Annotated in this window: 13 protein-coding genes; 5 read left to right on the top strand and 8 right to left on the bottom strand. The window is 38.8% G+C overall.

All coding sequences use genetic code 11. From position 1 onward, the window contains the following. Positions 1-529: transposase (locus CWATDRAFT_RS27220; protein ID WP_042712585.1), on the bottom strand; the 529-nt coding region annotated here is incomplete at its 3' end. Positions 530-652: 123 nt separating this feature from the next. On the opposite strand from CWATDRAFT_RS27220, the gene CWATDRAFT_RS34770 reads away from it, so the two are divergent. Further along, positions 653-1,006 carry a glycerophosphodiester phosphodiesterase family protein gene (locus tag CWATDRAFT_RS34770; protein ID WP_326997442.1) on the top strand — a complete coding sequence of 118 codons (354 nt, stop codon included), beginning with the start codon at positions 653-655 and terminating at the stop codon, positions 1,004-1,006. On the opposite strand, the gene CWATDRAFT_RS27215 is transcribed toward CWATDRAFT_RS34770, so the two are convergent. Genes CWATDRAFT_RS27215 through ntcA form a run of 3 tightly spaced genes read right to left on the bottom strand, consistent with a single transcriptional unit; the run spans position 996 to position 3,577 of the window. Next, on the bottom strand, positions 996-1,418 hold the full coding sequence (locus CWATDRAFT_RS27215; protein WP_007308009.1) for a pre-16S rRNA-processing nuclease YqgF: 423 nt from the start codon (positions 1,416-1,418) through the stop codon (positions 996-998). The genes CWATDRAFT_RS34770 and CWATDRAFT_RS27215 overlap by 11 nt on opposite strands. After that, positions 1,415-2,875, bottom strand: coding sequence for a DUF3084 domain-containing protein (locus tag CWATDRAFT_RS27210; protein ID WP_007308008.1), 1,461 nt, complete (start codon positions 2,873-2,875; stop codon positions 1,415-1,417). The genes CWATDRAFT_RS27215 and CWATDRAFT_RS27210 overlap by 4 nt, the downstream gene beginning before the upstream one ends. Positions 2,876-2,899: 24 nt before the next feature. Next, positions 2,900-3,577, bottom strand: a complete 678-nt coding sequence (ntcA, locus tag CWATDRAFT_RS27205; RefSeq protein WP_007308007.1) for a global nitrogen regulator NtcA — start codon at positions 3,575-3,577, stop codon at positions 2,900-2,902. A gap of 233 nt (positions 3,578-3,810) precedes the next feature. Between ntcA and fabI the strand changes: the two genes are divergently transcribed. Then, complete coding sequence (gene fabI / locus CWATDRAFT_RS27200; protein WP_007308010.1) at positions 3,811-4,590, top strand: enoyl-ACP reductase FabI; 780 nt, start codon at positions 3,811-3,813, stop codon at positions 4,588-4,590. Positions 4,591-4,699: 109 nt separating this feature from the next. Here the strand turns inward: fabI and CWATDRAFT_RS32110 are convergent, their stop codons facing one another. Continuing rightward, complete coding sequence (locus tag CWATDRAFT_RS32110; RefSeq protein WP_050018389.1) at positions 4,700-4,906, bottom strand: hypothetical protein; 207 nt, start codon at positions 4,904-4,906, stop codon at positions 4,700-4,702. Between the two features lie 520 nt (positions 4,907-5,426). On the opposite strand from CWATDRAFT_RS32110, the gene CWATDRAFT_RS37760 reads away from it, so the two are divergent. Further along, positions 5,427-5,573: a hypothetical protein gene (locus CWATDRAFT_RS37760; protein WP_156185184.1), complete on the top strand. Its 147-nt coding sequence runs from the start codon at positions 5,427-5,429 to the stop codon at positions 5,571-5,573. 173 nt (positions 5,574-5,746) lie between these two features. Here the strand turns inward: CWATDRAFT_RS37760 and CWATDRAFT_RS27190 are convergent, their stop codons facing one another. The 3 genes from CWATDRAFT_RS27190 to argZ form a co-directional block, all read right to left on the bottom strand. Beyond that, a complete protein-coding gene (locus CWATDRAFT_RS27190) occupies positions 5,747-5,992 on the bottom strand; it encodes a DUF4926 domain-containing protein (RefSeq protein ID WP_007308006.1) in 246 nt (81 codons plus the stop codon). Then, on the bottom strand, positions 5,985-6,326 hold the full coding sequence (locus tag CWATDRAFT_RS27185) for a DUF6883 domain-containing protein (RefSeq protein WP_007308005.1): 342 nt from the start codon (positions 6,324-6,326) through the stop codon (positions 5,985-5,987). The genes CWATDRAFT_RS27190 and CWATDRAFT_RS27185 overlap by 8 nt, the downstream gene beginning before the upstream one ends. Before the next feature lie 114 nt (positions 6,327-6,440). Further along, positions 6,441-8,552, bottom strand: coding sequence for a bifunctional arginine dihydrolase/ornithine cyclodeaminase (gene argZ / locus CWATDRAFT_RS27180; protein WP_007308004.1), 2,112 nt, complete (start codon positions 8,550-8,552; stop codon positions 6,441-6,443). A 332-nt stretch (positions 8,553-8,884) separates the two neighbouring features. Here argZ and CWATDRAFT_RS27175 point away from each other — a divergent pair, with 332 nt between their 5' ends. Together CWATDRAFT_RS27175 and CWATDRAFT_RS27170 are read left to right on the top strand one after the other, a co-directional pair. Beyond that, entirely contained in the window at positions 8,885-9,079 is a 195-nt protein-coding gene (locus tag CWATDRAFT_RS27175; RefSeq protein WP_007308011.1) for a type II toxin-antitoxin system HicB family antitoxin, read from the top strand. Between the two features lie 2 nt (positions 9,080-9,081). Then, positions 9,082-9,269 (top strand): type II toxin-antitoxin system HicA family toxin (locus tag CWATDRAFT_RS27170; protein WP_042712583.1); only part of this gene is annotated, 188 nt, incomplete at its 3' end.

The following is a 9,269-nucleotide window of genomic DNA, read 5'->3' as shown; positions in this document are numbered from 1 at the left end:
AATCCGTTGGGTATTTGATGTCTGCTGGCGCACAAGTCGCATCTAAAATTAGTTTACCTTTATTTTTTATTTTTTCTCTTTTTTCTTGGAGACAATCCTTTTTTTTTACTTCTTTATCACTCTTGTCTATTTCTCTTTTTACTATTTTTTTATTGATTTTGTTTATCAATTCTCCATCAATTCTTTTCCTAAAATGAACTAGCATTGAAGATTCCAGTGGTGGCTCTTGTTGATAACAATTTAAACCTATAAAGTATTGTAGATAGAGATTTTCTCTAATCTGTTCTATAGTTTCTCTATCACTTGTTCCTAATTTTTCCTTAATAATTAATGTCCCTAATGCCATTCTAAATAGTTTGGCTGGCGCACCTTTTTCTGCTGAAAAAAGTTTAGCATATTCTTCCTCAAAATCATCCCAAGGTATCAACTCTGCCATGATTACCCAACGATTATTGGGGGACAATTTGCCCTCGAAAGGTAATTCAAATTTTTCTGGGGGCGGTAAAGGTTGCTCCTCTTTTCGATACATTTGTTCTTGACCAACAACTGGGAGGTGTTTCTACCAATTATAGCGGTTTGTAGCCGACAAAGCTGATCTTTTTTGCGATCGCGAATATGGGTGTAACCTTTTAAAGAATAGGGTTTTGCTTTTATTCAGCAAACCCTAAATAATCTAGAGAGTTTACAATATATTAGTGAAACTTATGCCGATGGTATTGGTGTTTGGAAAAATAGTATTTTACCTCGTACTTCTATACATAAAAATAGTAAAATCAGCACAAAATTAACGGGGGAAATAACTTCTTTTGTAGAAAATGCTCATCAAGCAGGGTTATTAGTCCATTGTTATACATTACGTCCAGAAGAAGAGTATTTAACTTTAAATACCGATGAAAAAGTAAAAACAATGAGAGAAGAAATTGAACAATTAATGAAGATTGGAGTTGATGGTTTTTTCTGTGATGATCCTGCTACTTGTCTTCAGCAAGTGACAATTAATTATTAATGCTTTTAAAATATCTTTCTATTAATAAAATAGCAACAATATCATCGATAGGACGAGGAGGGTTTCGCATTCCTTGGGGAAGCAGACGCATTAACCCTTGAGGGGGATACATTTTCCAATAGCGATCGCGCGCTTCTAGGGTACTATTTCGTTCGTCTATAAGTTCAATGGGAATAGACATCAATAACTCATTATCTAGGCGTTTTCTCCACTGTTTAGAGGTAGTTTGATTACCCAGAACTAACAAGTTAACAGAAAACTGTTTAATGAGAGTATTTATGGTTAAAATAGCTTGGGAAGATTCGATTACTTGATGGTAATAAATATTACCTTTTTTGTCGGTAATAGCAATACCACACTTATCTCTTCCTGGGTCAAAACCTAAGATTTTCGATAGGATTGCTTGATTCATAATTCAACCTCTGTTTCTACAATAACGTTTCCGTCTCGAATTCCCAATAATATTAGTTGTAGGGGTCCAATAGTTTTGCTATCTTCCATAGCAATAGCTTTTAATTCGTCTAAACCCTCTTCAGATTGCTTAATTTTTTCTATGAAGTCCACAATAGTTTTTAGTCGACCATCTCCCACTTTAATTCCTCCTAAAACCCCAGAACGACGGGCGCGGAACTGAGTAGCAGAGAGTAATAAATCTAACCTTTCTTGGATAATTTCATCGGTTAATTCTAGAGAGTCCATAGAAATAATAGCAATGGTTTCGCCCTGACTAAAAATTTTCTGATTGAGAGCAATATCAGCAAAAACTCTGACTTCTTTTTCTCCTTGAACGTAATTACCAGCAGCAATAATTCTCACAACATATTCTTGTCCATCTTGTAGTGTTTTAAGCAATTGTTGAACCTGTCCTTGAGTAATTTTAACAACTCTTTCATCGGCTTTAATATTTTCTTTTCCCACTAATTCTATGGCTGTTCTATTGGCTTGTCGCAGTAGTTCATCCACCACATCAGTTCCCGCTTTTGGCTCCACTAAACGCACCGCACCAATAGATAAAACTTGACCCCTAACAATAGCAATTCTTCTTTCCCTTAACTCCTGATAAGTTTGATAATACTGCTCTAAAACCGCTACTTGTCTTTGTAAATAACTGGATTCTTTTTCCAATTGTTTTAAGCGAGCTTCTCTTGCTCTGAGAGCCTGATCTTTTTCGTCAATAGCTTGATCAAGTTTAGTAATTTCAGCATCTCTGCGATTAATTTCTGCTTGCAAGGTACTCTGTTGTTTTTCTAAACTTTGAAGGCGTTTTTGTCGTTCGTTTAAAGTACGAGTTTGTTCAGTAATCTGAGCCTTTCCCTTCGTTAATTCTTCATCTCTTCTACTGACTTCCTGTTTAAGTTGATTGACTTCTTTATCTAATTCTATTTGATCTTGTCTAAGTTGCTTTCTCTCATTGAGTAGGGTTTGAATATCGGCTTTTAATTGAACCGCTTGACTAGAAACAGATTTAAGTTGTTCTTTAGCTTGATCAAAATTCTTATTGGTAGTTTGTAACTTTTGTTCAACACTTTCTTGTTCTTCTTGTGTCTTTTCTAGTTCCTTTTCAACACTTTCCTTATCGTTGCCTAACTCCTCTAAATCAGATCTAGCAATGCGTAATTGTTTTTGAATATCATCCAATTGAAAAAGCCCTTCTCTGAGGGATTTACTAAAAGCTAGTAAAATCCCAAAAGTTAAGGCAGCAATCAAAGTTCCTGTGAAAACAGTTACTACCACGGCGGTTTGTTTGGGGCGTAGGTTGCCAATGGTAAGCCTTGCTTTTCCCACTTTGCTCCCCAAGCGATCGCCCAATGCTGCCACTAAACCTCCTAAAATGAGGATCGATACAATTAGGATATAAGCACTGGTCATTCGCTTCTCGAGTTAACAACAGGGTTAGGCAAATTGCTGAGAGAGGGCAACCGGGTTATGAACGGTAATTTTTTTCTTGTGAATGGAAATCATCTCTTCTTGGCGTAAATCTCCGAGAAGACGGGTTACTGTCACACGGGTTGAACCAATAGCCTCAGCGATAGCCTGATGGGACAATTTTAAATCAATGCGAATCCCTTCGGGAGTCGGTACCCCAAAATCTCGGCATAAGATTAATAAAAAACTGACCAAACGAGACCCCATATCTCGGTGAGCGAGGGTTTCGATCATCATTTCTGTTTGTAAAATCCGTGAGGATAGCCCCTGAAGCATTAAAAGGGACAGATCGGGGTGACTTTTGAGAGCTTGTTCGACTTGTTCTATGGGGGATGACAATAACTCCACAGGGGTAAAGGCCACCGCATGGTAAAAGCGATCCGAGCGTTGTCCCGTAATTAAAGACAGCACCCCGAAGACACTATTCTCTCTCAACAACGCAACAGTAATTTCTTCCCCAGCTTCGTAAACCCGAGAGAGTTTAACCGCTCCTTTTAGCAAGAAATAGACTCTTTCTGCGGGATCACCAGGGAAAAATATGGTTTTCCCCCGATCAAAAGCTTCAACTACAGGGGGATAGGCACCGCCACCAATACGTTGGAAGACGGCTGCTAAAGGTTTATCTTGTGGTACAGACAATTCCATCACACTTTAATACAACACCGAAAAAATAAGGGGACTGACTATAATAATAATGATAATTTTTAGTCCCAGATAAAAACATCACTTTAACGTATCTTCAAAGGTTTTTGCTACATTTTGCTTCACAATATTCTTATTGGGATAATTTATCCTTGCTTCTGTCCCTGATTATAGCCACCATTATCGGATAATGGGGGTTGATTCGGCAGAAATTTTGCCCATTTGTCAAAATAATTATGTTAGATTTAACTGGAAAGAACGCGCTAGTTACAGGAATTGCTAATAATCGCTCCATTGCTTGGGGAATTGCTCAACAACTCCACGCAGCAGGGGCCAATCTAGCTGTTACCTATTTACCGGACGAAAAAGGGCGTTTTGAGAAGAAAGTTCGTGATGTGGTTGAACCTATCAATCCCTCCCTTATTGTGCCTTGTAACGTCCAAAATGAAGGGCAGGTGGAAGAAACGTTTAAGGCCGTTGCAGATACTTGGGGAAAACTAGATATTTTAATCCACTGTTTAGCTTTTGCGGATAAAGATGGGTTAGGGGGTGATTTTAGTGCTATTCCTCGGGACGCTTTTAGTCAGTCTTTGGAAATTAGTACGTTTTCTCTAGGAAATATGGCTAAATACGCTAAACCGTTAATGACAGAAGGAGGGAGTATTGTTACTTTAACCTACTTAGGAGGGGTGAAAGTGATTCCTAATTACAATTTAATGGGAATAGCAAAAGCTGGTTTAGAAATGAGTGTTCGCTATTTAGCTTCGGAACTTGGACCTAATAATATTCGGGTTAATGCTATTTCTGCGGGGCCTATTCGTACCTTAGCTTCTTCTGCGGTAGGAGGCATTTTAGATATGATGCGTCATGTGGAAGAGGTTGCCCCTTTAAAACGTACCGTAACACAGTTGGAAGTGGGGAATACGGCTGCTTTTTTATCTAGTGACTTAGCTAGTGGTATTACTGGTCAAGTTATTTATGTTGATGCTGGTTACGAAATCATGGGTATGGGATGATTTAGTTTAGCCTAAAAACATTAATTTTGTAGGGGCATAATATTATTATGCCCATTACGCCCATTATCGACAGATCATTTAGTTTGAAGTTAACCTTCTTTTGATTAATCTACCCGATCCCTAAGTCAGTGATACTAAAGTTAATGACATCAGTACCCACTCTCCCACGATGGGCAAACTCAAAACTCACTTCCTGGCCAGTTCCAATACCCGATATTTCTTGAAATAAAGTTTGATCAACTTCAGCGTGTTGGGTTCCTTCGTAAGCAGTTACCCCATTATCTCCATTACCCCAGATTTCAATATTACCATTCATGCTTTCCCAACCTAGTACATAAGCATCATTTTCTATGAAAAATCCCGCACTATTCCCAACGTCAGGAAGTTCAAAACCACCATTAATTAATTGTGCTTGAACTTGAGATGCAGAAGCAATAATAGTTCCACAAGCGATCGCCGTAGTTGTAGAACTGAACTTCCCCCCACGAAAAACGACAAAAGCCTTATCTAAAGGTAGTTGTAGCGATTTTTGTACTACCCATTACTGGGTACAATCTCTCTGAAGATTATATGAAGTGGGTTTGAGAAAACTGCACCTATGTAGTTTAATAGTACAGCGATCGCTAAAATCTTGTCAAGATATCTCTTTTGTGTCCATGTATGGACACAAGAGAGATGTAGGCTAAAAGCCTTTATAGATAGGGTTTTCAGTCAAAAGTAGTATATATATATGGGGGGAAGTTCAGATATGTCATCTTTAACTATCTTTTTATAACCCTAGTGCTAGGGATATTTGTACTAAAATGAGGTTAACTCTGTAGGGGCATAATAATATTATGCCCAGATCGTTCGGTTTCAACGATGTGCAGGGTTTAATTGATGGTATGCAGGGTTTAATCAATGGTATGCAGGGTTTAATCAATGGTATTCAGGGTTTAATTAATGGTGTGCAGGGTTTAATGGTATTAAACCCCTACGAATAGAATAACCATGAATTAATTTAACCAATTTTCTCCACCTGATAATTTAGATAATTGATAATTAATTTGTTCTCTAATTGTTTTTTTAGAATAAGTGTAAGTCATCTTTAATAAATCATTAGCTATGTTTTCAATTTCCTCTTCATTAACCTTCTCTCTAAGTTGAAGATGCTATTTTAGCCAATTTGAGCTAGAGAGCGAACCGATAAGACTTCATCTTCTCGCAAAGGTTCAACAGTCGATTTAGGAACAATAATAACCTTAATTGATTCTCCTATAGCATTAAATATTTCTAAGACATAACCTTCTTCTTTTCCTGATGGATGAGGGACTTTATCAATTAATGTAGCAATATCTCCTCTTTTTAATCCATATTCAGGAAAGTCTTTGTTTAAAGATACTCTTTGATATAATTCAATCATTGACTTGTTTCTCCTTTTTAGGTTTTAGGGTAATAAATTGAATTCTGTTGTCTATTGTTCGTTTTAACCAAATTGTAATCACTGATAAATATTGAGAATTTACGCCTCTTAAGTTTCCTTCAACTCGATAAAATGTTCCATATTTATTAGTTATGTCTTCTATTGCTTCACTCTTTTTAATAAGGTTATAAATAGCTAATTTCGGTTCTTCTGAGTTATTTTGATTAAATCCTCCTTTTGCTAAAAATTTTGATTTATCATCCTGTTCTCTAAAGACTAACAAATATTGAGTTATTTTATCATCGGGAATAATAACATTAGATGGTAGTTTCATCAATTTAAAACCGTAGGGGCATAATAATATTATGCCCTGATCTTTGAATGTCAAAGGTTTGCAGAGTTGATATTAAGGTTGAGGGGGTTTAATAGTATTAAACCCCTACATGATCTAAACGGTTGAAACCAAAGGATAAGGATGGGTTAACTTATCTAACTGTTGTATCAGTAAACTGAGGAATAAACCGACATCGGTAACGATACCCACAGACTCCACAGAACCGCGATCGCTTAATTTAGTCACTACAGCAGGGTTAATGTCCACACAAACCATTTTCACCCCGGCAGGAGTCATATTACCCACGCCAATACTGTGTAACATGGTGGATAACATCAAAATCATGTCTGCGCCTTGGATTAACTCAGCATAGCGACTTTGTGCATTAATTAAGTCCATTTCTGTGTCTGGTAAGGGACCATCATCACGGATCGAACCAGCTAAAACGAAGGGAACGTTATTCTTAACGCATTCATACATAACCCCTTTGCCGATCGCCCCTTGTTCCACGGCTTGGGCAATACTACCATAACGGCGCACTGTATTAATAACCTTGAGGTGATGACGGTGTCCCCCACTAACTGGGACTCCTCGCTGCATATCTACCCCTAAAGAGGTTCCCATCATCGCTTGTTCAATATCATGAACAGCGATCGCATTACCCCCTAATAATGCATCAATATAACCGTCTCTGATTAATTTTGCTAGGTGTTGCGCCCCACCAGTATGAATGACCACAGGCCCTGCTGTTACGGCAACTTTGCCCCCTTGATCTCTTACTTGGCGCATTTCCCAAGCTATTTGTTCCACCAATAATTCTACCCGACGCTCACTGGAAACCCCGGAACCCATAAAGGTAAACTCTTTTTTCCCGTTGCGTTGCTCCCGATCTTCCGCTTGTCTGACGGTACGAATACCATCAAAGCCAACCATAACATGATCCCCCACGGCGAGATCCCGTAATAACTTACATTCTGCGGTCATTTTCTGGGGATCAACTACAATAGCAGCATCCATGCGCTGATTTTGTACTTTCACCCATTGGTCGTTAACTCTGACTTCTGTGGGATAAATGGTACTCACATAGAAGTCATCGGGGGCAACCCCTGCTTTAGCCACGGTTTCGGTTTTAAGATCACAGACTTCTTGAGGGGGCGCAACGGCACCGAGATCAATAAGTTGTGTCATAATTTCTTCCATGACATCGTGATCCGGTGCAGAGACGCGAACTTGTGCTGCTGAGGTGCTTTGTCTTTCTATTCCTAAGTCAAAGTTTAATACCTTGAAACTGCCCCCATTTTCCACAATGTTATCTAGGGCCTTATTCATAATACCAGCATCTAAAAGGTGTCCGTTTAGTTGAATGGTACGACTTTCAACCGGGGTACTAGCATGAACATCTTCTAAAACAGGTTCATTCACCCGTAGGGTTAAACATTTAGCTGCCCCACCTGCTTTGAGAAACTCGGATAAGGGGGTTTGGACTACTTCAAAACCTGCATTATTTAACCGTTGTTGTAAGCTTTCGCTTATTTGGTTCATAATGATGTTTTGGTTAATATTAACCGCGTTACAAGCGAATTTTACGGCATCTGGTTCTTCCACAACAATGCGCTTTTCTTCGGCGATACGCAGTTCTATTAAACGGTTAGAATAGGAGTCAAAAGCGGGGGGATAGTAGAGTAAATAACCGCCAGCGAGGGGACAGAAGCAAGTATCGAGATGATAGAAGCGTTCATCCATGAGACGTAGGGATAATACTTCTGTGTCTAACCATCGCGCTATATAAGGATGGGAGTCTAACTCGGATCTAAAACCATATCCGGCCCATAACCAGCGGCCTTCTCTGTCAAATAAAGCGTCTCCGGCACCTTCAAAGGGTAAGTCTTTGGGCAGTTCAAAAACTTTGAAACCATTGTTGGCAAACCATTCTTTGAAGTAGGGTTCTTCTCCTTGTCTTTCTTTATGATAAAAACGACTGACGATGGCATTATCCCCTAATACGAGTCCTGCGTTGGCGGTAAATACCATGTCAGGCCAGCCTTTTTGGGGTTCCACTAGTTCCACGATCGCCCGTTCTTTGATGGCGTTATGTAGCTGGTTCCATTGTTCTACGGAGCGATCGCGGGTTGATTTATGTATATTCCCTTCCATCCAAGGATTAATCACATAATCTACATCATAGTGGTCTGGGGCGCACATTAAAATACGAATCTGATCTGCCATAATAGTCTTCAATTAAGCTAAATTTAGATATGTTCGTCGATGTTATCCAGTTTGTCGCCTCCTCACTGATACTGAATAACCCAACTTATCATCATACCCTGAATTTGACCGCAGAAGTAGGGGTCAACGGCCGTTGACCCCTACAACATCCATTTGTGGTAGTGACAGGTTATAACCATAAGGTGGGTTAGACGGCTAGAATTTAGGCGATCGCAGGAATCTAACAGTACGTCATGAATCTAAAACTCTAGAGTTGGGTATTGTCTCCATATCATTAACAGCTTAAAGTAGTAATATATAATGATAAATGATAATATTTAACATAAAAAAAGATGCGCTACAAAGTTAGATTACAAGAGAGCGAAGAGGGATATGCAATCTGGTGTCCTAGCTTACCAGGATGTTGGTCCCAAGGTGAAACAAAAGAAGAGGCAATAGAAAACATTAAAGATGCGATTAAAATCTATTTGGAGACAGTTGAAGAATTGAATAAGGATACTGAATCTCTTTATGTAGAAGTGGGGTAATGATGCCTAAACTTCCAGGAATCAATCATTTAAGAGCAATTAAGGCTTTTGAAAAAGCTGGTTTTCAAGTTATTAGACAAGGTAAACATATTTCTATGAGTAATGGCGATCGTGTTATTGTTATTCCTAGAGCAAATCCAATTAATGCTTATACGATGGCTGGAATATTAGGGTACCGACTCGATCTATC

Source organism: Crocosphaera watsonii WH 8501, from assembly GCF_000167195.1.
GTDB lineage: Bacteria > Cyanobacteriota > Cyanobacteriia > Cyanobacteriales > Microcystaceae > Crocosphaera > Crocosphaera watsonii.
The sequence above is the reverse complement of the archived record's forward strand: the minus strand, read 5'-3'. Positions and strand labels throughout refer to the sequence as shown.

What these genes read in the sequence shown, in the direction of transcription:
- CWATDRAFT_RS27190 (WP_007308006.1), bottom strand. Translation starts at nt 5,992, where the DNA reads ATGATTGAATTATATCAAAGAGTATCTTTAAACAAAGACTTTCCTGAA.
- CWATDRAFT_RS27185 (WP_007308005.1), bottom strand. Translation starts at nt 6,326, where the DNA reads ATGAAACTACCATCTAATGTTATTATTCCCGATGATAAAATAACTCAA.
- fabI (WP_007308010.1), top strand. Translation starts at nt 3,811, where the DNA reads ATGTTAGATTTAACTGGAAAGAACGCGCTAGTTACAGGAATTGCTAAT.
- ntcA (WP_007308007.1), bottom strand. Translation starts at nt 3,577, where the DNA reads ATGGAATTGTCTGTACCACAAGATAAACCTTTAGCAGCCGTCTTCCAA.
- CWATDRAFT_RS37760 (WP_156185184.1), top strand. Translation starts at nt 5,427, where the DNA reads ATGCCCAGATCGTTCGGTTTCAACGATGTGCAGGGTTTAATTGATGGT.
- CWATDRAFT_RS27215 (WP_007308009.1), bottom strand. Translation starts at nt 1,418, where the DNA reads ATGAATCAAGCAATCCTATCGAAAATCTTAGGTTTTGACCCAGGAAGA.
- argZ (WP_007308004.1), bottom strand. Translation starts at nt 8,552, where the DNA reads ATGGCAGATCAGATTCGTATTTTAATGTGCGCCCCAGACCACTATGAT.
- CWATDRAFT_RS32110 (WP_050018389.1), bottom strand. Translation starts at nt 4,906, where the DNA reads ATGAATGGTAATATTGAAATCTGGGGTAATGGAGATAATGGGGTAACT.
- CWATDRAFT_RS27175 (WP_007308011.1), top strand. Translation starts at nt 8,885, where the DNA reads ATGCGCTACAAAGTTAGATTACAAGAGAGCGAAGAGGGATATGCAATC.
- CWATDRAFT_RS27210 (WP_007308008.1), bottom strand. Translation starts at nt 2,875, where the DNA reads ATGACCAGTGCTTATATCCTAATTGTATCGATCCTCATTTTAGGAGGT.